The organism is Methylovorus sp. SPW-M1 (assembly GCF_053848825.1).
In genome coordinates this window covers 1,289,540-1,308,917 of the sequence record NZ_CM132626.1, presented here as the reverse complement: position 1 = coordinate 1,308,917, position 19,378 = coordinate 1,289,540, and the positions used below count along the sequence as shown (strand labels likewise).

Here is a 19,378-nt window from a genome sequence, read left to right as displayed (position 1 = left end):
TTGTTTACGCGATTCATTACTGGAGAATGAGCAAACAGTTCGATTTATTCATCCCAGAACCATCAACAATGGCTTATTTACGTAATGGCCTTATTGCGGTGTATCTCAATATAAAACGCGCTGCTTATTGAAGAGTTTTAGCGGTTTAAAACAAAGCGCCGCCATGAAACTGACACTTGTGAACAGATAGTAGTAGATTGATCAGGCAGGAGTAATTACCCCTAGGGGCAGCCATTTCTGGCTTAAAACGCGGCATTTCAGGCTTGTTTCAACACATCATGATGGCGCATCTGCGAGGATGTCTTTACCCGCCTGAAAATCCATAGCACCACTCAAGCGCGGCAGTGCCCGGTTGGCTATTTAATAAAACTTTACATCCAGCCTCAACTTTTACGCCAAGTCGTCGTAATAAAACTAATCGTTTTATTTAATCACCAGGCCTTTGGGGCAAGTCATCCATGGCAGTTCATGCGGGGGCTTTCCTTTGCCACTGCGCGATTTAGCACCGAATTCCACTATGTTTTTTTAAATGGTTTTTTTGAAGAGGCTCTATGAAATCCGCCCTGTCTAACATGAGCATACGTTTAAAAATCGCCTTGATTGTGACGGTGGTGGCGATGATCGGCTTTACCGTCACCATTGCTACCATCATCAACCAATCCATTGAAGTAGAAAAGAAAACAGCCCTGAAGCTGGTCGATGAATCCGCCCTGGTTGGCCGGGAACAGGCGCAGGAAATACTGGATAGAGCCGTGGTAACGGCCAGGGCAAACGCCAGAACCATGCTGGCCATGAAAGCCACTCATCAGGAAAGTCGCGCGGCGGTAGACAACCTGCTGGCGAACTCGCTCAGACAGAACCCTGACCTCGTTGGCGCATGGACGTTATGGGAACCCAATGCCTTTGATGGCAAGGACAAGGATTTCGTCAACGCGGCCGGGCACGACGCCACCGGCCGCTATATCCCCTACTGGAACAGCGGAAGCGGTTCCGTCATTCTTGAGGCCCTGGTGGATTACAACACGGCAGGGGCAGGCGATTACTATCTGCTCGCAAAAAACTCTGGCAAGGAAACACTGCTGGAGCCTTATATGTACAAGATTGCGGGCAAAGATACGCTGATTACCACCATCAGCATCCCCATTCAACACAACGGAGGTTTTGTGGGGGTGACGGGGTTTGACATTCCGCTTTCCGGCATGCAGGCGATTGTCGGTGCCATCAAGCCATATGCAGGCAGCTATGCCGAGCTGATTACCTACGGCGGCAATTATGTCGCCAGTGCCAGCCCGGAGAACATTGGCAAACCGATGGACAAGCAAGGGGATGCCAAAGCCATCCTGCAAAAAATTCAGGCAGGAACAGCGTTTAGCCATATAGATCAGGATGCCTCGGGCACCTTGGTATACCGCACCTACGCCCCCATCAAGGTTGGCAATAGTGTCACGCCCTGGGCACTGGTGCTGACCGTTCCCATGGATGTAGTCATGGCGCAGATCTACACCATCCGCAACATTGCGATCGTGGTGGGCATCGTCTCGGTGATCGTGCTGGTCGGCATCCTGTATTTCTTTCTCAATCGCATGGTCATCAGCCCGCTGCAGGAAAGCGTTGGCACCATCAAACGTCTGTCCAAGGGCGACTTGTCCGCCAAGATCACGGTAAAAGGCAGTGATGAAATGGGGGCACTCAATGGCTCCATGGCGCAGCTGGGCGGCAATATTCAGACACTGATTTCGCAGATGACCGTCATGAGCGAGGCACACGATCGCGGAGAGACCGATGCGCGCGTCACCGAAAGCAATTTTGAAGGGGCATTCCGCGATCTGGCACACGGCGTCAACAGCATGGTGCATGGCCATATCGAACTCAACAACAAAGCCATGCAGGTAGTGAAAGCCTTTGGCGAGGGCAATTTTGAGGCGCCCCTGGAGCGCTTTCCCGGCAAAAAGGCCGAGATCAATCACACCATTGAACAAGTACGCAGCAATCTGAAGAGCCTGATTGCCGATGCAGACATGCTGGCGCAGGCCGCCATTGCGGGCAATCTTTCCACGCGCGCCGACGCCAGCCGTCATCAGGGCGATTTCCGCAAGATCGTCGAGGGCGTGAATCACACGCTGGATGCCGTCATCGGCCCCTTGAATGTCGCTGCGCATTACGTAGACGACATATCCAAAGGCAACATCCCGGCTAAGATCACCGATGATTACAGTGGCGACTTCAACACTCTTAAAAACAACCTCAACCAGTGTATAGACGCCATCAATGCCATGGTGGCAGATACCGCCATGCTGGCAGAGGCTGGTGCCCAGGGCCTGCTGTCAACCCGCGCGGATGCCAGCCGTCACCAGGGGGATTTCCGCAAGATTGTCGAAGGCGTCAATAACACGCTGGATGCGGTGATTGGCCCGCTGAATGTAGCCGCCGATTGCGTCAAACGTATCTCGCAAGGGCATGTTCCACCGGTGATTACCGAAGAATATCAGGGCGACTTCAATACCATACGCCAGAACCTGAATACCTGTATCACTGCGATCAATGCGCTGGTGCAGGATGCCGGCATGCTGGCCGATGCCGCCCGCGATGGCCGGGTATATGTGCGTGCCGATGCCACGAACCATCAGGGTGATTTCCGCAAGATCGTCGAGGGCGTGAACGAAACGCTGGAAATGATCGCCACGCCTATCGTCACGGTTAAAGAAGCGGCAGAGACCATCAATACCGCGGCCAATGAAATCTCCAAAGGCAATATCGATCTGTCGCAGCGCACCGAGGAGCAAGCCTCATCGCTGGAAGAAACGGCTTCCAGCATGGAGCAGCTCGCCTCCACCGTGAAGCAGAATGCGGAAAATGCCAAGCAGGCCAACCAGCTTGCCATCACCGCCACCAGCATTGCCGAGCGTGGCGGCGAAGTTGTTTCGGATGTGGTGAATACCATGGCCGCCATCAACGAAAGCTCGCACAAGATCGAGGACATCATCTCCGTCATTGATGGCATTGCCTTCCAGACCAACATCCTGGCCTTGAATGCCGCCGTAGAAGCCGCCAGGGCTGGTGAACAGGGCCGCGGCTTTGCCGTGGTCGCCGGTGAGGTGCGCAATCTGGCGCAACGCTCGGCCGTGGCCGCCAAGGAGATCAAGGAGTTGATCGCAGATTCCGTGGGCAAAACCACCGAAGGTACGCGTCAGGTAGAAAACGCGGGCAAGACCATGGAAGAAATCGTCAACTCGGTCAAACGCGTTTCCAATATTGTGGGCGAAATCACCGCAGCCTCCATCGAGCAAAGCTCGGGCATCGATCAGGTCAACAAAGCGGTCACGCAAATGGACGAAGTCACCCAGCAAAATGCCGCTCTGGTGGAAGAAGCCGCTGCCGCTGCCGAGTCGCTCATGGAGCAAGCCAATAATCTGGTGGAATCCATACGCCAGTTCAAAACCTCCGAGAACGACACCGGCCGCGCCAGCGCAGCGCCCACCCGTCTGCCCAGCCCCAAGCCTTTCCGGGCAGAGAGTGGCGGACGATCTGCGGCTCCCTTGCGCGTTGCCGTCAAAGCCCCTGACGAAGGCGACTGGGAAGAGTTTTAACCCCTGCACAAGACCTCCCGCGTGGAGGTCTTGTTATTTGGGGAGGCGCGATATGCGCCGAATCGGGTATGCTGCACACATTCCCGATGGAGAAGGCTACATCATGTCACTCAAGCACAGCCTGGACGCGCTGCAATCGCTGCTGGCAAGCCAGTTACCCTGCCCTGTCATCAGTGGCCGCCCCGAGCAGAGCCTCGGGCTTTATCTGTTTCCATGGCATATCCATCAACCGACACAATTACGTGCAATCGGCGCATCCGAGTCGACCCACAGGCCGTGCAGTTTGAGTGTGGTGTTATTGCCCAAGGCAGATTCGGTAGTGACATCGCTAGACTTGCTCGATCAGGCCATGGCGACGATTCAAGCCCAACCGGTACAAACCACGGTGGATGGTAATGTGCACATCCTCCTGGATACGTGGTCAGCGGAAACCATGATGCAATTCTTTACCGCAGCGGGATTACCTCTGCAATGCGCCCTCGCCTGCGAGTTGCGCCTCAGTTGAGTTTTTACAACAAGCAATTTTTACAACAAGCAAAAGGGAGACGTCATGCAACACTGGTTCAGCAAACTCAAGGGCGACCATGCCGCCCTGCCACCTCGTGCACCCGGCAAGGCGATTGCGCTGGCCTGGCTGGGCGGTTGCCTTGCCATTGGCGTCATTGCCGCGCTGGCGGAGCACTGGTCACTGGCCCTGATACTAGGCTCCTTTGGTGCGAGTTGCGTACTGGTGTTTGGCTATCCGGATGTGCCGTTTTCCCAGCCCCGCAACATCATTCTGGGGCACGGTCTCAGCACCGCCACCGGCCTGCTGTTTCTGACACTGCTTGGTCCCCACTGGTGGGCCATGGCACTGGCGGCAGGTACCGCCATCGCCTTGATGATGTTCACGCGAACTGTTCACCCTCCCGCAGGCTCCAATCCGGTAATTGTGTTTTTGCTGCAGCCGGGCTGGGGATTTCTGTTGCTGCCCACGCTAACGGGCGCCTTGATACTGACGCTGGTTGCCTTGCTGTACAACAATGCAACGCGCCCGGGAAATTACCCCAAATACTGGTAAGCCTGCCTGGCATATGCTGCGCTTGCGCTCGAAACTGACAACTGATTGATTAACCAAACCACGTAAAAAGACGGAGAACCGCATGTTTGAATGGCTGGCAAGCCCGGAAGCCTGGATCGCCCTGGGCACCCTGACCGCACTGGAAATTGTGCTCGGCATCGACAATATCATCTTCATTTCCATCCTGGTCGGGCGGCTACCTGCCCATCAGCGCGCGCTGGCACGCAAGCTCGGGCTCAGTCTGGCGATGATCACCCGGCTGGCCCTGCTGTTTTCCATCTCCTGGGTCATGGGCCTGACTGAACCTTGGTTCACGGTGCTCTCGCAACCAGTATCCGGCCGCGACATTATTTTGATTGGCGGCGGTTTGTTTCTGCTGGCAAAAGCCACGCATGAAATTCATAACAGCCTGGAGGGAGAGGCAGAGGAAAGCAGTGGCATGGCGGTGGCCAAAGCCTCGTTTGGGATGAGCCTGGTGCAGATTGCCCTGCTTGATGTGGTGTTTTCGCTGGACTCCGTCATCACCGCCGTTGGGCTGGCTGATCACGTGTCCATCATGGCCATTGCCATCATTCTGGCGGTTGGCGTCATGCTGTTTGCCGCCAAGCCTATCGGCGATTTTGTTGATAATCACCCCACCATCAAGATACTCGCCTTGTCTTTCCTGATACTGGTGGGGATGACGCTGGTGGCTGAAGGGCTGGAGTTCCATGTGCCCAAGGGTTATATCTACTTCGCCATGGCCTTCTCGGTGGTGGTGGAGATGATCAATATCCGCATGCGCAAAAAGTCCGACACTGTGCGCAAGCTGAATAAAAGCCAGCCCTGATACCTAAGCTCAGGCTGCTCTGCCCAGCCTGCATGGTGGGCAGAGCTGATTAACTAGCATAACCCTAGTCCTTGAATACCTGCTGCCAGAGGCTGCGCACCGCCTCGGCATCGGCAGCAACCGCCGATAATGGCACACGTGATTTGGTCTGCTCCTGCAGGCGGCTGGCATGTTGCAGGCTGCGATAACGCCGATACGCTTCAGCGGCCGCCATCGCCAGCGTGGCATCAATCAGGCCCAGACTCCCCAGTTTGCCCAGCAGGCTGATATTGCCCAGGTTTTCGGTGAGCTCAGGATGCTCGGCAGCATGCGCCAGCACCAGATACTGCACCATGAATTCCACATCAATAATGCCGCCCTCACTCTGCTTGAGGTCAAATTCTGTTGCGGGCACGCTATGGCTTTCGCGCATGCGGCGACGCATATTCAGCACCTCCTCGCGCAGCTTGGCCACATCGCGTGGCTGGCGTATCACCTCTTCGCGTATGCGGCTGAATGCCGCCCCTATCGCCTCATCGCCGGCACTGAAGCGGGCGCGGGTCAGCGCCTGGTGCTCCCATACCCAGGCTTTATTGCGCTGGTAGTCTTCAAATGCTTCCAGTGAGCTGACCAGCAAACCACTGGCGCCATCCGGCCGCAACTGCAAGTCGGTTTCGTAGAGCAAACCTGCCGAGGTCAGGCTGTTGAGCCAGGTATTGATGCGCTGCCCAAAACGGGCATAGGTATCGCGCGCCTCGGGGGCATCATCGTCATACAGAAAAATGATATCCAGATCCGAAGCATAGCCCAGCTCACGCCCGCCCAGCTTGCCATAGCCGATGATGGCAAATTTTGGGGTTTCGCGATGCTTGCCGCGCAAGGTGGGCCAGATGGTATCCATGGTGGCCTGCAATACCAGATTCGCCAGCGCGCTAAGGTAATCCGACAAGGTTTGCAGTGGCAGCTCACCGGCAATATCCTGCGCGGCAAAGCGGAAAACAGCAGCATGCTTGAAATGGCGCATGGTATCCATCTGCCGCTCAACATCGCCTTCTACCTCGGCCAATCGGCGCTGCAGATCCTGGCGCATGGCATCAAAATCCGGCTCGGCATACAGGCTGCGCGTATCCAGCAATTCATCCAGCAAAATGGGATGCTGCGTCAGATATTGCGCCAGCCATGGGCTGGCGGCCACCAGTTTGACCAGCAGACTCAGCACCGCCGGGTACTCGGCCAGCAGCGCGAGATAACTGGCGCGACGGCAGATGCTTTCCAGCAGATCCAATGCCCGCGTCAGGGTCACCTGGGGGCGCTCTTCCTGGGCGGAGAGCTGAATCACCGTAGGCATCAGAATATCCAGGCGCTGACGGCTCAGCTCGGGCAGATTGCGATAACGGCTACCCGTGTGCAAGGCATTCAGGCGACGCAGGGTATCTTCCGCATCGTCATAGCCGGCGTCGCGCAAGCGACGCACCGCTTCGCCCTCCTGCACCGCCCCCTGCCAGATGTCATTGATCGGCTTCAGGGTTTGCAGATTGTTATCCTGACGGCCCACAGCCACATCGCTAAACACTTCGCTAAAATGCACTTCGACCAGGCTGCGATGGGTTTCCAGCGCCTTGCGCAGCAGATCCCAATGCGCAAAATGCATGCTGGTGGCAATACGTTGCTGGGCTTCCGGCGCGGTGGGCAGCTCCTGGGTCTGGGCGTCTTCCACATATTGCAACCTGTGCTCCAGGTCGCGCAAAAACACATAGGCTTCGCGCAGCTCGCGCACGGTGCGCTCGGGCAGAATCTGCTTATCCTGCAAACGCTGCAGCACCGCCAACGTCGGGCGTATCTGCAGGCTGGTATCGCGCCCGCCGCGTATCAGCTGAAATACCTGGGCGATAAATTCAATCTCGCGGATACCGCCACGCCCCAGCTTGATGTTGTCGTGCATGTCACGCCGATTCACATCGCGCTGTATCTGCACCTTGAGATCACGCATGGAGGCAAACGCGCCATAGTCCAGGTATTTGCGGTAGACAAACGGCCGCAGCAAATCGGCCAGCACCTGCTCCGGCCCGGCAATCACCCGGCCCTTGATCCAGGCATAGCGCTCCCATTCACGCCCCTGATTCTGGTAATACTCCTCCAGAAAATTCAGACTGCAGGCCAGCGGCCCTTCCGAGCCATAGGGCCGCAAGCGCATATCCACGCGGAAGACAAAGCCATCTTCGGTGACGTCATCAATCGCGGCAATCAGCTTTTTGCCCAGGCGCGCAAAGAATTCATTGTTGCTGAGGGACTTTTCCCCATTGGTTTCGCCATCCTGCTCAAAGGCAAAAATCAGGTCGATGTCCGATGACACATTCAGCTCATAGCCCCCTAGCTTGCCCATGCCCACCACAATCAGCGACTGCTTGTCGCCGCGCTCGCCCATGGGTTCACCGTACTGGGCTTCCAGCCAGGGCGTGAGATGCTGCAGGGCAAAGCGCACCGCCACCTCCGCCAGTGCGCTCATGGTCTGCATCACTTCATCGAGATCGGCAAGATCATTCAGATCCCGCGCAATCACCCGCAACATCACCCGCTGGCGCAGGCCGCGCAGGGCATGCTTAAGACTGGTCTCATCCGTCACCGTGCATTTCGAAAGATAGAGCCGCATGTAATCCGCGCGCCATGGCAGCATGATTTCGGCATCCAGCTCCTGCAAGAGCTCAGGGTATCGGGTCAGCAGCCGCTGGCAAAACGGGCTGCAGCGCACGGCATGGCGCACCCATTGCGTGGTCTGGCGGCCATCATGTTCATCAGAGAGAATTTGCGAGAGTGTTTGCATCAAAAATCAGCTTGGCTGGTGGTATTATGTGGAAGATTTTTTTCGTTACCTTTTGTAACAGTTGAAGAATAACCCAAAAACAGGCCGGGCTGGGGCTGGCGACCATCAGGTCTAGCCACCCTCATCACCAGGCCGCTGATAACACAACGATAAGTGCTTGCTGGAGATCTCTGAATGTCATCGATTGAAACCGTTCTGACCGAAACCCGCGTTTTCCCCCCACAGGAGGCCTTCAAGCAGGCAGCCACCATTTCAGGTCTGGAACAATACACCGCGCTTTGCCAGCAGGCCGAGCAGGATTACCCCGGCTTCTGGGCTGCGCTCGCGCAAAAGGAGCTGGATTGGCACAAACCATTCACCGCCGTGCTGGATGAAGCCAATGCGCCTTTTTACCGCTGGTTTCACGATGGCGAACTGAATGCCTCCTACAACTGCCTGGACCGTCATCTTTCCACCCGCGGCGACAAAGCTGCCCTGATTTTTGAAGCCGACGACGGCACGGTCACCACCGTCACCTATCGCCAGTTGCACCAGCGCGTTTGCCGCTTTGCCAATGCGCTCAAGAAACAAGGCATCAGCAAGGGCGATCGCGTCATCATCTATCTGCCCATGAGCGTGGAAGCCATTGTCGCCATGCAAGCCTGTGCCCGTATCGGCGCCATTCACTCCGTGGTGTTTGGCGGCTTCTCATCCAAGAGCCTGCACGAGCGCATTACCGATGTCGGCGCCAAGCTGGTGATCACCTCCGATGGCCAGATGCGTGGCGGCCGCGCCATGCCGCTGAAACCCGCCGTGGATGAAGCCTTGAGCTTTGGTGGTTGCGAAGCCGTGACCAGCGTGATTGTGTACAAGCGCACTGGCGGCGATGTCACCTGGAATGCGCGTGACCTGTGGTGGCATGATCTGGAAAGCGCAGAATCCGACTACTGCGAGCCAACCTGGGTCAATGCCGAGCATCCGCTGTTCATTCTGTATACCTCAGGCTCCACCGGCAAACCCAAAGGCGTGCAGCACTCCACTGGCGGCTATCTGCTGGGTGCGGTCATGAGCATGAAATGGGTATTCGACCATAAAGCCACGGATATTTTCTGGTGCACGGCCGATGTGGGCTGGATTACCGGCCACAGCTATGTTGCCTATGGCCCGCTGGCGCTGGGCAGCACGCAAGTCGTGTTTGAAGGCGTGCCGACTTACCCCGATGCTGGTCGCTTCTGGCAGATGATCGAAAAGCACAAGGTCAGCGTGTTTTACACCGCGCCCACGGCGATTCGTTCGCTGATCAAGCTGGGCGGCGATTTACCGAATAATTACGATCTTTCCAGCCTGCGCCTGTTGGGCACAGTGGGCGAGCCCATCAACCCTGAAGCCTGGATGTGGTATCACAAAACCGTGGGCCGCGAGCGCTGCCCGATTGTGGATACCTGGTGGCAAACCGAAACCGGCGCACACATGATTGCCCCGCTGCCCGGCGCCATCAATGCCAAGCCCGGCTCCTGCACCCGTCCCCTGCCTGGCATCATGATGGATATCGTCAATGAAGATGGCAGCCATATTGATGGCACTGGCGGTGGTCTGCTGGTAGTGAAGAAGCCATGGCCATCCATGATACGCACCATCTGGAATGACCCGGAGCGTTTCAAGAAATCCTATTTCCCCGAAGAACTGAAAGGCGTTTACCTCGCCGGTGACTCAGCCCACCGTGACGATGATGGCTATTTCTGGATCATGGGCCGCATTGACGATGTGCTGAATGTTTCCGGTCACCGCCTCGGCACCATGGAAATTGAATCCGCGCTGGTAGCCCATCCGCTGGTGGCGGAGGCTGCCGTGGTCGGCAAGCCGCATGAGATCAAGGGCGAATCCATCGTCGCTTACGTAGTGCTGAAAGGCGCCCGTCCGGAAGGCGATGAGGCAAAACAGATTGTGGCGCAGCTGCGTGACTGGGTCGGCAAGGAAATCGGCCCCATCGCCAAGCCCGATGAAATCCGCTTTGGCGATAATCTGCCCAAGACCCGCTCCGGCAAGATCATGCGCCGCCTGCTGCGCTCGCTGGCCAAGGGCGAGGAAATCACCTCCGATATTTCCACGCTGGATAATCCCGCCATTCTGGAACAGCTGAAGCAGGCTGTTTCCTGATAAGTCGCCATCACAGGCTGACGTAAACGTCATGCATAAAAAAGCCGCAGCTATCTGCGGCTTTTTTATTGGCTTAATTGATTCGGGCTATGACCGATGCCGTCTTCTCATGCAATTGGCTGCTCATGCTATCTGGCAACGCGGCGCGATTGCTTGCCATAGCGTTTCCTCCACCAGATCAACACCCCGGTCACGGAGACCAGCACCAGGGCCAGGCCGCAGAAACTCACAAACACGCGGTAAGGCAGCCCAAACACCTGCCCCATGTGCAGCGCCCCCAGCCAGTTGCTGACGGTATTTCCGGCCTTGTCGCCCGTGGGCAGCCACCAGCCTTTGATCTCTCCCGTTGCAGCATCCATCAGTATCGCCGTGTTACCACGATCACTGCGCAGATCCGCATTGCTATGCACAAAATACGCATACAGCCCGCGCTGCCTGTCGAGCCGCAAGCGGTCTTCAAAATCCACCTTGAGCCCACGCTCGGCACTGAATCGCTGCATGGCCTGGCGTGCCATGGCATGCGCCTGAGGCCACGGCATGGGGTCGCGGCTGAGAGGCTGCGCCAGTGGTGGAATGGAGCGCCATGAAAGATCAAAATCAAACATGGTTTTCATCACCGGCATATACACCTGCTCACGCAGATTGAACATGACACTGGACCAGGCAAACATCAGCAATATCAGGCATAACCACAAGCCAAACGCGCGATGCAGATCAAAATTGATGCGGGTAGCACCGGCCTGCCATTTGATCAGCCAGGCCGGTTTCCATCGGCTCAGATAGGACGATTTGGCCGCTTGTTGCCGACGCGGCAAGGTGAGATAAAAGGCGACCATGCTATCCAGCGTCCATAGCACGGCGATGATGCCAAAAATCAAGCGTCCGCTATTGCCCGGCAAGGCCAGCGAGTAATGCAATTTATAGAGAAAGCCCACCAGCGTTTCGCGCTGAAACAGGCTGTCGCCGCGCAGGCGCATCCCCAGCATGGCGCCGGTTTGCGGATGCAGGAACAACTCATCCGCCAGCAATGGTGCAGCTTTGCCATCGACAGATGGACCTGGGCTCAACCGGAACGCAGCGGATTCACCAGCTTCCACATGCAACAGCAACTCATCCACCAGCATGCCAGCTGGCGCCTGCCGCTGGGCAGCCTCGCGCAGTGCATAGGCATTCAGCGGCGCACGCCCCGCCTGCCATGCCGGGTGCAGCGAATGTGGATTGAGCCAGCCATCGACCTCCTCCTCAAACGCGATGATCGCCCCGGTAAACCCGGCCACCACCAGAAAAACCGCCATCGCCAGGCCTACCCAGCGATGCCAGATAACAAGATACGCGCGCATTACCAGCTATAGGTCAGCGTGCCTATGACATTACGGCGGTAGCCCCATTTGCAGGCATCGCCAGAATAGCCACAGGTAGCGACATACTCCTTATCGAATAGATTGCTGGCATTCAGGGCAACCCTCCACCCCTTCCACTGCTCGCCCAATCCGGCCAGATCATAATGCATAGCGGCATCAACCAAGGTATAAGACGGCACCTTAAAAGTATTGCCGTCATCTCCGTAACTGCTTCCGATATAACGCAAACCGACACTTATAGACGCACCAGCGAGAAAGGATGCAGGCAGTCGATAATCTGCCCATAGGGTAGCCACATGACGCGGCACATTTTTGGGGTCTTTGCCCTCTATCACAATTCCTTGCGCAGTTACATTATTGCTTTTGGTAACCTCGGGCAGAGTATAAGCGTAGCTACTCACCAGCGAAATCGTATCCAGGGTAGTTTTGTACTCTACCTCAATCCCACGGGATTGCACTTCGCCCTGCTGAACCTGGTAATTGGCGTGATTCGTATCCTGCGTTGTGACATTTTGACGGCGCAGATCAAACAAGGAAACGGTCATCATGCTGTTACTGCCCTGCGGTTGGTAACGTACCCCAACTTCATACTGTTTACCGGTTTCCGGAGCAAAAGCGGTGCCGGCAAAGGTAGTGCCAATCACAGGAAGGAAAGATTCCGTATAGCTAGCGTATGGTGCTAGACCATTACTAGCAAGATAAACCAGACCGGCACGCCATGTCTCTGCGGTATCGCGCTGCTCGGAAGATGCCGCAGGGTTCCGCAAATTATCGGTTTCCATACGTGCCCAGTCTTTACGGCCTCCCAGCGTGGCTACCCATGCCTTATCCATTTTGATCTGGTCTTGGATGTACAAACCGTTTTGACGCAATTTTTGATCAAAATGGGCATTTTCAACCAGATTGATTGCAGTGGCGCCATACACAGGTTCATAAATATCCAGAGTGCCTGCGCTGCCTGCCGTTCGACGGACGCTATTTTCCATTCGCTGATTATCCAGCCCGACCAGCAAGGTGTGCTCAAACATCCCATGCGACCATTTGGCCTGCATGTGATTGTCCAGAGCAAGATTGTCGACATGCTCATCGTAGCCACCTACCGCACGGTTTGCAGTCCGCTGATCTGCCCGCAAGCCTGTGAGATAGGTGGAAATAGAATCTGTTTGCATACGCTGATACCGCAGGTTCTGGCGGAAGGTAAACGTATCATTGAAGATATGTTCGAACTGATAACCCATGGAATAACGCTCTTGTTGGTATTTATCCAAACCAGGTTCGCCCAGAAAACGGCTGGTGGATACTTTGCCATATGCGCTGCTATAACGAGTTCCAATACGCGGCCATGCCTGATAGCCCTGACCGCGGTCGATCTTCTGATAATCCGTCAGAATGGTGAGTGACGTATTGTCATTAGGTCGCCATGTGAGAGCAGGAGCAATAAATGTCCGGTCGTCCGTCACATAATCCACCTGCGTTTGGCTATCCCGCACGAGACCCGTCAGACGGTAGCTCCACGTACCATCCTCCGTCAGCAAGCCTCCAAAATCTCCCGCCAGCTGCTTGTTGTCATAACTTCCAAGGGTAAGCTGCAACTCATGCAAGGGCCTATCGGTAGGCCGTTTGCTCACCAGATTGATCAGGCCTCCCGCCCCCCCCTGGCCATACAGAATGGAAGATGGGCCACGTAGCACTTCAATCCGCTCCAGGCCATAAGGCTCAACCACTGTGCCACCTTGATTGTTAAAAGCATAAGAACGCAAACCATCGCGATATTGATCACGACCTGTGGCATCAAAGCCGCGAATGGAGATGGTATCAGCTCGTGGATCAGGACCATTGGCTTCTGCCATCACACCCGCCGTATATCGCAAGGCATCGCTTACAGACTGCACATTCTGCATATCCATTTGCTCGCGCGTCACCACCGCAATCGATTGCGGTGATTCAATAACTGCGGTATCGGTTTTAGTGGCGGTCAGGCTGCGCTTGGCAACATAGCCTTTGGCTGGCCCCGTGGGGCTCTCCTGTTCCGCCGCGGCACTGACTTTCACCTCAGGCAGTTGCTCGGCCTTGGAAGAAGGTTGGGGGTGTGCTTCTGCCTTGCGCAGCGTATATCCGCCATCGCCCAGGGTTGCGGCCTCCAGCCCGGTATTTGCCAGCAAGGCGGCCAAACCGGCGTTTACCGTATAGCGACCTTGCAGACCGGCACTCTGGCGGCCTGCAGTCAAGGCGCCATCCACGGACAGCGCAATACCCGCCTCGGCTGCAAACTGGCTCAGGACCCGACTAAGCGAGCCTGCCGGAATCTGATACTGGCGGGCATTGGATGCCTGCTGCTCTGCGGCTTGGGCAATTTGACCCAGTGGCGGAATGGCGAGGCTTAACGGTAGCGCCAGCAATGTCAGCTGAACGGCATTGACGATGCGCTTCCTGGAAAAGCGCCCCTGTGTGTGACGATGTTGCATGAATTCCCCTTTAATGAAATTGATTCGGCAAAGCTTCATCTGTATTGCCAATCGAAATCAGAAAAGGGGAACCAGGCTGGCGAATTATTTTTGAGGCATGGCTCAACCCGACAATGACGCAGGCTCCAGCGTTACCCACCACGGCAACAGGCGATGCACACGCACGGGCAAGGTTTGCTCGAGCAGGTGTAGCGCCCGATCCGTATCCTGCAATGGGAACGCACCCACGATGCGCAAATGGGATAAGGCGGGATCGTAGCCCAGATGGCCACGGCGGTAGCGTTCAAGGCGGGAAACAAACTCCGGCAATGGCAGGTTGTCGGCCACCAGCATGCCATGCGTCCACGAATCCATGGCAGGGTCTGCTTCGTGGGCGGGCCGGATGGATATACCGTCAAAACTGCTCTGCTCGCCCGCCTGTACGATCAAGCCAGGCTGCCCGGCCTGCGGCAGACGTATGGCAACAGCGCCTTCAAACACGGCCACATGCGAACGCTGGCCGTCATCCAGCACATTAAACCGGGTGCCAAGCGCCTGCAGCTCTCCATGCCGGGTGGAAATCAGGAAGGGACGGCCGGGCTGTATGGGGTCGGTGGCGGTCTGTACCCAGACCTCACCGGCGATCAATTCGATGCGACGTTCTTTGCTGCTGTAATGCATATTGATGGCACTTGCGGTATTCATCCACAAGATGCTGCCATCCGCCAATTGCATACGGCGGCGTTCGCCGATGCGGGTGGTATGTTGTGCCATGAGGATTCCTGACCATTGCTGAACGGCTGGCTGCCGCGCGATACCCCAGCCGCCTGCGCTCAGCAGGCAGAGGGCCATGATGGATTTGACTGCGCGACGACGGCCCTGGCTTATGGTGCGCAAGGTCTGGCGCGCAGCGTCATCTTCCACATGTTGAAATTTGCGCAGGACGCTTTCTACCTGCTGCCATGCCATGCGATGCGTGTTGTCTTGCTCCAGCCATGCCTGCCAGGCAGCACGTTGTTGTGCGTCAAACTCTCCCGCATGCAGCATGGCGAACCATTCTGCAGCCTGCTGCAGGGTGGCATACGAAGGGCTCATGCTGTCATGACGTTCATGAAGCATGTCCATTAAAGTGGCTTGCTCAGCGTGAGGCATGCCAGCATGGCTTGTGCCATGTATTTTTTGATCATGCGTTCCGAAACCCCGAGTTCAATGGCAATATCGGCGTACTTCATGCCATCCATCTGCGACAGCAGAAAGGCCTGGCTGACTTTGGCGGGCAGACCGGCCAACATGCGCTCGATTTCGAACAAGGTTTCCAGCACCAGCAAGCGCTGCTCCACCGAAGGCACCATGGACTCTGGCAACTGCATCAAGGCATCCAGATAAGCCTGCTCGATCTCGCGACGCCGCCAGTGATTCACCACCAGGCCATGGGCAACGCGTGTCAGATAGGCGCGCGGCTCACGGATGGTCTGCTGCATGGGCGAAGACATGATGCGCACAAAAACGTCCTGCGCCAGGTCGGCAGCCTGATGATTGCAGCCCAGCTTGCGACGCAACCAGCCCGAAAGCCAGCCGTGATGATCGTGATACAGGGTATGAACGGTGTCCGAAACAAAACCTGAAGACATGACAATAATGTATCAAATGAGAATTATTATCATATTAGAGTTAATAGTCGACAAAGTCAAAAACAGCGCCTGTGTTCAAGAGCAAAATACTGGCCAAGCTGTGTTACAGGCGACATTTACACCCTGGGGACCAGGCTTTACTGCACAAGCTGGGGCCACGCAATCACGTTAAAGCGCATGTTATAAGTGAAGGAACCGGATGAGAAAGCGGTGCCGAAACCACCCGGACGCAACCGGATGACTTGCTGCTTATCGGTCTTTATTCCCTGTGCCAGAAAGCCCGGATAAAGTCTTTGGCTTTGCTCCACAGGCTGGGCGTGCTGGCGCGAGCATACTGTTTATCTTGCGGATATAGCATTTTTGCCCGCAGATACAAGGTACTGGCACGGTTGCCGCTCCGGCAGAAACCCAATATGGGCCGCGGCGCATGGGCGATCAGATGTTTGTATTCCGCCACCTGCTGCGCCGTGATCTGATTGGGAATGACCGGAAATGCGATGAACTGCAAGCCAGAGGCCTCGGCAGCCGCCCGCAGCACGGGTGTTGTCGGCTGGCTGGCGCCATCCTCACCATCCGGTCGATTATTGATCAGGGTTTTATAACCGGCCGCCACAATCTCAGGAATATCTTCCACCATCACCTGGGTGCAATGACTGAATGCGTCGTCTACTTTTACAGGATGAATCGCCATGATGTCTCCTCCTAAGTGTTAACAAACAGCCGGAAAAATAGCCCCCCCCCTACCCTGCTGCTTCGCAAAATTGCTGATACAACACCTGCATGACCGCCAGCGCAGGGCCGGGCACAATCTGGTAGTAAATCTTCTTGCCATCGCGACGGGTAGTCACCAGCTCTTCTTCCCTTAATACGGTGAGCTGCTGCGAAAGCGTTGGCTGACGAATGTCCAGCATACTCTCAAGCTCGCTGACACACAGCTCCTGCTGAGTCAGCTGGCACAAAAGCATGAGGCGATCGGCATTCGCGAGTATGCGCATCAGGCGACTGGCCGCTTCCGCAGATTGATGCATGGCAGGAAGATCAATGGCAACGGACATGAAATATGGCTTCCAATCATAGGGTTAGTTGAATCTTCAATATTATATATTTTCATATAATATGTGTTAGTATTTTTTAAAGACCCCTCATCAGGAGCAAGTGATGTTCCGCCAGTTATTCGAGCCCAACTCCTCTACCTATACCTATCTGATTACCGATGGCGATCAAGCCCTGCTGATCGACCCCGTCATTACCGAAATCGATATTTACCTCGCCCTGTTGGCAGAGCATCGGCTAGAACTGGCATGGACGCTGGAAACCCATGTGCATGCCGATCACATCACGGCAGGCGGTGAGTTGCGCCAACGCATAGGCTCGCGCAGCGCTGTCGGCGCCTTATGCGGTGCCAGCGCCGCAGACCGGCAATTGAAAGATGGCGACACCGTCCAGCTTGGCAACGAGCAGCTTCAGGTGATTGCGACGCCCGGCCATACGCCCGGCAGCGTGTCTTTTCTGTGGAAAGATAGCGTATTTACTGGTGATTCACTGCTCATCAATGGGTGCGGACGCACCGACTTCCAGGGCGGCGATGCCGGCGTGCTTTACGACAGCATCAGCCAACGTCTTTTCACGCTGCCGGATGAAACCCTGGTCTACCCCGGGCATGATTATCAGGGGCGCCGCGTCAGCTGCATCGGGCAGGAAAAAACCATCAATCCGCGGCTGGCGGGCAAGTCTCGTGATGCTTTCATCAAGATCATGGCATCGCTCGATTTGCCCAAACCGCGCCTGATCGATATCGCCGTGCCAGCGAACCGGCGTTGCGGGGTCGATGAAGAAGTGGCACCGCAGGGCTGAGCAGCAAGACAGGGTATAATGGCGATCTTTCTTCACGCCTTTTGCCCTTGTCATGAGCCAGTCCGAGATTCAACGCCGCCGTACCTTTGCCATTATTTCCCACCCGGATGCGGGTAAAACCACCCTCACCGAAAAACTGCTGTGGTTCGGTGGCGCCATTCAGGTCGCCGGTGAAGTGCGTGGCCGCAAAGCCGCACGCCATGCCACCTCCGACTGGATGGAACTGGAAAAGCAACGTGGTATCTCGGTCACGTCGTCGGTGATGCAGTTCCCTTACCGCGAACACATGATCAATCTGCTCGATACCCCCGGCCACGATGACTTTTCGGAAGATACCTATCGCACCCTCACCGCCGTCGACTCGGCCGTCATGGTGATCGACTCGGTAAACGGCGTGGAAGCGCAGACCATCAAGCTGCTGAATGTATGTCGCATGCGCGATACGCCTATCCTCACCTTCATCAACAAGCTGGATCGCGAGAGCCGTGCGCCGATTGAGTTGCTGGACGAAATCGAGTCCACCCTGGGCATGCAATGCGCGCCCATGACCTGGCCTATCGGCATGGGCAAAAGCTTCCGTGGCGTATATCACCTCTATAACGACAGCATTTCCTTCTTTGATCCGCATGCGGAAAAAGGCACCTCGGAAACCATTAAGGGGCTGGATAATCCGCGCCTGGACGAACTGATAGGCTCGCAGGCAGAAGAACTGCGCATTGATGTTGAGCTGGTGCGTGGCGCTTCCAGTACCTTTGATAAAGAAGCCTATCTGTCCGGCAAACAAACCCCGGTGTTTTTTGGCTCGGCCATTAACAACTTTGGCGTGCAATCGCTGCTGGATGCGGTAGTTGAGCTGTCCCCCTCGCCCCTGCCCCGCAATACCGCCAGCCGTGAAGTGGCGCCCGGCGATGCCAAGTTCTCTGGCTTTGTGTTCAAGATACAAGCCAATATGGACCCCAAGCATCGCGACCGGATCGCCTTCCTGCGCGTATGTTCCGGCCGCTTTGAGCGCGGCATGAAAATCAAGCAGGTTGCCAGCGGCAAAATGCTAGCAGTGAATAACGCCATTACCTTCATGGCGCAGGACCGCAACACGACGGACGAAGCCTGGGCGGGCGATATTATCGGCATTCCCAATCACGGCACGGTCAAGCTCGGCGATACCTTTACCGAGGGCGAAGACCTCAAGTTCACCGGCATTCCCTCATTCGCGCCCGAGTTTTTCCGCCGTGCCCGACTGAAGAATCCGCTCAAGATGAAGCAACTGCAAAAAGGCCTGCAGCAGCTGGCGGAAGAAGGCGCTTCGCAATTGTTCCGCCCGCTGATGAGCAACGATCTGATTCTGGGCGCTGTTGGTACCTTGCAGTTTGATGTGGTGGCCCACCGCCTTGAGCATGAATACGGCGTGGATGTGGTATTTGAAAGTTATGACTGCTCAACCGCACGCTGGTTGCGTGGATCGGATGCCGATCTCAAGGCGATTGCCGACAAGTATGGCTTCAACGTTGCGCTGGATGGTGCCAACGAGTATGTTTACCTGGCGCCTAACCGCGTCAATCTGCAGATGGCACAAGAGCGTTACCCGGACATTCAATTTCTGGAAACCCGCGAAATTTTCTGATGTCAGAACGCTAGCTGAGCATTAATGTTTAGGCAGGATCATCGTTCAACTCTCG

Annotated in this window: 14 protein-coding genes; 7 read left to right on the top strand and 7 right to left on the bottom strand. The window is 56.1% G+C overall.

All coding sequences use genetic code 11. The features are described 5' to 3' along the window. Positions 1-551 precede the first annotated feature (551 nt). The 4 genes from ACWWD9_RS06090 (at position 552) to ACWWD9_RS06075 (ending at position 5,476) form a co-directional block, all read left to right on the top strand. Complete coding sequence (locus tag ACWWD9_RS06090) at positions 552-3,587, top strand: methyl-accepting chemotaxis protein (protein WP_455868036.1); 3,036 nt, start codon at positions 552-554, stop codon at positions 3,585-3,587. A gap of 52 nt (positions 3,588-3,639) precedes the next feature. Continuing rightward, positions 3,640-4,092 carry a hypothetical protein gene (locus tag ACWWD9_RS06085; RefSeq protein WP_455868035.1) on the top strand — a complete coding sequence of 151 codons (453 nt, stop codon included), beginning with the start codon at positions 3,640-3,642 and terminating at the stop codon, positions 4,090-4,092. A gap of 45 nt (positions 4,093-4,137) precedes the next feature. Then, a complete protein-coding gene (locus ACWWD9_RS06080; RefSeq protein WP_455868034.1) occupies positions 4,138-4,647 on the top strand; it encodes an HPP family protein in 510 nt (169 codons plus the stop codon). Between the two features lie 82 nt (positions 4,648-4,729). After that, on the top strand, positions 4,730-5,476 hold the full coding sequence (locus ACWWD9_RS06075; RefSeq protein ID WP_015830239.1) for a TerC family protein: 747 nt from the start codon (positions 4,730-4,732) through the stop codon (positions 5,474-5,476). Between the two features lie 64 nt (positions 5,477-5,540). On the opposite strand, the gene glnE is transcribed toward ACWWD9_RS06075, so the two are convergent. Next, the gene (gene glnE, locus ACWWD9_RS06070; RefSeq protein WP_455868033.1) at positions 5,541-8,276 is read right to left on the bottom strand and encodes a bifunctional [glutamate--ammonia ligase]-adenylyl-L-tyrosine phosphorylase/[glutamate--ammonia-ligase] adenylyltransferase; all 2,736 of its coding nucleotides are present in this window, start codon (positions 8,274-8,276) and stop codon (positions 5,541-5,543) included. A gap of 174 nt (positions 8,277-8,450) precedes the next feature. Between glnE and acs the strand changes: the two genes are divergently transcribed. Beyond that, entirely contained in the window at positions 8,451-10,412 is a 1,962-nt protein-coding gene (gene acs / locus ACWWD9_RS06065; RefSeq protein WP_455868032.1) for an acetate--CoA ligase, read from the top strand. 128 nt (positions 10,413-10,540) lie between these two features. On the opposite strand, the gene ACWWD9_RS06060 is transcribed toward acs, so the two are convergent. The 6 genes from ACWWD9_RS06060 to ACWWD9_RS06035 form a co-directional block, all read right to left on the bottom strand. Then, entirely contained in the window at positions 10,541-11,752 is a 1,212-nt protein-coding gene (locus ACWWD9_RS06060; protein WP_455868031.1) for a PepSY-associated TM helix domain-containing protein, read from the bottom strand. Next, positions 11,752-14,238 (bottom strand): TonB-dependent siderophore receptor, encoded by a 2,487-nt coding sequence (locus ACWWD9_RS06055; protein WP_455868030.1) that lies wholly within the window; start codon positions 14,236-14,238, stop codon positions 11,752-11,754. Before ACWWD9_RS06055 ends, ACWWD9_RS06060 begins: the two co-directional genes overlap by 1 nt. Before the next feature lie 102 nt (positions 14,239-14,340). Then, entirely contained in the window at positions 14,341-15,342 is a 1,002-nt protein-coding gene (locus tag ACWWD9_RS06050) for a FecR domain-containing protein (protein ID WP_455868029.1), read from the bottom strand. Further along, positions 15,342-15,848: a sigma-70 family RNA polymerase sigma factor gene (locus ACWWD9_RS06045; protein ID WP_455868028.1), complete on the bottom strand. Its 507-nt coding sequence runs from the start codon at positions 15,846-15,848 to the stop codon at positions 15,342-15,344. Before ACWWD9_RS06045 ends, ACWWD9_RS06050 begins: the two co-directional genes overlap by 1 nt. A gap of 259 nt (positions 15,849-16,107) precedes the next feature. Then, positions 16,108-16,539 (bottom strand): TIGR01244 family sulfur transferase, encoded by a 432-nt coding sequence (locus tag ACWWD9_RS06040; RefSeq protein ID WP_455868027.1) that lies wholly within the window; start codon positions 16,537-16,539, stop codon positions 16,108-16,110. Between the two features lie 49 nt (positions 16,540-16,588). Then, positions 16,589-16,903, bottom strand: coding sequence for an ArsR/SmtB family transcription factor (locus tag ACWWD9_RS06035; protein WP_455868026.1), 315 nt, complete (start codon positions 16,901-16,903; stop codon positions 16,589-16,591). Positions 16,904-17,006: 103 nt separating this feature from the next. Between ACWWD9_RS06035 and ACWWD9_RS06030 the strand changes: the two genes are divergently transcribed. Both ACWWD9_RS06030 and ACWWD9_RS06025 read left to right on the top strand, forming a co-directional pair. Beyond that, the gene (locus tag ACWWD9_RS06030; protein ID WP_455868025.1) at positions 17,007-17,702 is read left to right on the top strand and encodes an MBL fold metallo-hydrolase; all 696 of its coding nucleotides are present in this window, start codon (positions 17,007-17,009) and stop codon (positions 17,700-17,702) included. A gap of 52 nt (positions 17,703-17,754) precedes the next feature. After that, a complete protein-coding gene (locus ACWWD9_RS06025) occupies positions 17,755-19,323 on the top strand; it encodes a peptide chain release factor 3 (protein WP_013442429.1) in 1,569 nt (522 codons plus the stop codon). The last annotated feature ends 55 nt before the right edge of the window (positions 19,324-19,378 follow it).

What these genes read in the sequence shown, in the direction of transcription:
- ACWWD9_RS06090 (WP_455868036.1), top strand. Translation starts at nt 552, where the DNA reads ATGAAATCCGCCCTGTCTAACATGAGCATACGTTTAAAAATCGCCTTG.
- ACWWD9_RS06085 (WP_455868035.1), top strand. Translation starts at nt 3,640, where the DNA reads ATGCGCCGAATCGGGTATGCTGCACACATTCCCGATGGAGAAGGCTAC.
- ACWWD9_RS06080 (WP_455868034.1), top strand. Translation starts at nt 4,138, where the DNA reads ATGCAACACTGGTTCAGCAAACTCAAGGGCGACCATGCCGCCCTGCCA.
- ACWWD9_RS06075 (WP_015830239.1), top strand. Translation starts at nt 4,730, where the DNA reads ATGTTTGAATGGCTGGCAAGCCCGGAAGCCTGGATCGCCCTGGGCACC.
- glnE (WP_455868033.1), bottom strand. Translation starts at nt 8,276, where the DNA reads ATGCAAACACTCTCGCAAATTCTCTCTGATGAACATGATGGCCGCCAG.
- acs (WP_455868032.1), top strand. Translation starts at nt 8,451, where the DNA reads ATGTCATCGATTGAAACCGTTCTGACCGAAACCCGCGTTTTCCCCCCA.
- ACWWD9_RS06060 (WP_455868031.1), bottom strand. Translation starts at nt 11,752, where the DNA reads ATGCGCGCGTATCTTGTTATCTGGCATCGCTGGGTAGGCCTGGCGATG.
- ACWWD9_RS06055 (WP_455868030.1), bottom strand. Translation starts at nt 14,238, where the DNA reads ATGCAACATCGTCACACACAGGGGCGCTTTTCCAGGAAGCGCATCGTC.
- ACWWD9_RS06050 (WP_455868029.1), bottom strand. Translation starts at nt 15,342, where the DNA reads ATGGACATGCTTCATGAACGTCATGACAGCATGAGCCCTTCGTATGCC.
- ACWWD9_RS06045 (WP_455868028.1), bottom strand. Translation starts at nt 15,848, where the DNA reads ATGTCTTCAGGTTTTGTTTCGGACACCGTTCATACCCTGTATCACGAT.
- ACWWD9_RS06040 (WP_455868027.1), bottom strand. Translation starts at nt 16,539, where the DNA reads ATGGCGATTCATCCTGTAAAAGTAGACGACGCATTCAGTCATTGCACC.
- ACWWD9_RS06035 (WP_455868026.1), bottom strand. Translation starts at nt 16,903, where the DNA reads ATGTCCGTTGCCATTGATCTTCCTGCCATGCATCAATCTGCGGAAGCG.
- ACWWD9_RS06030 (WP_455868025.1), top strand. Translation starts at nt 17,007, where the DNA reads ATGTTCCGCCAGTTATTCGAGCCCAACTCCTCTACCTATACCTATCTG.
- ACWWD9_RS06025 (WP_013442429.1), top strand. Translation starts at nt 17,755, where the DNA reads ATGAGCCAGTCCGAGATTCAACGCCGCCGTACCTTTGCCATTATTTCC.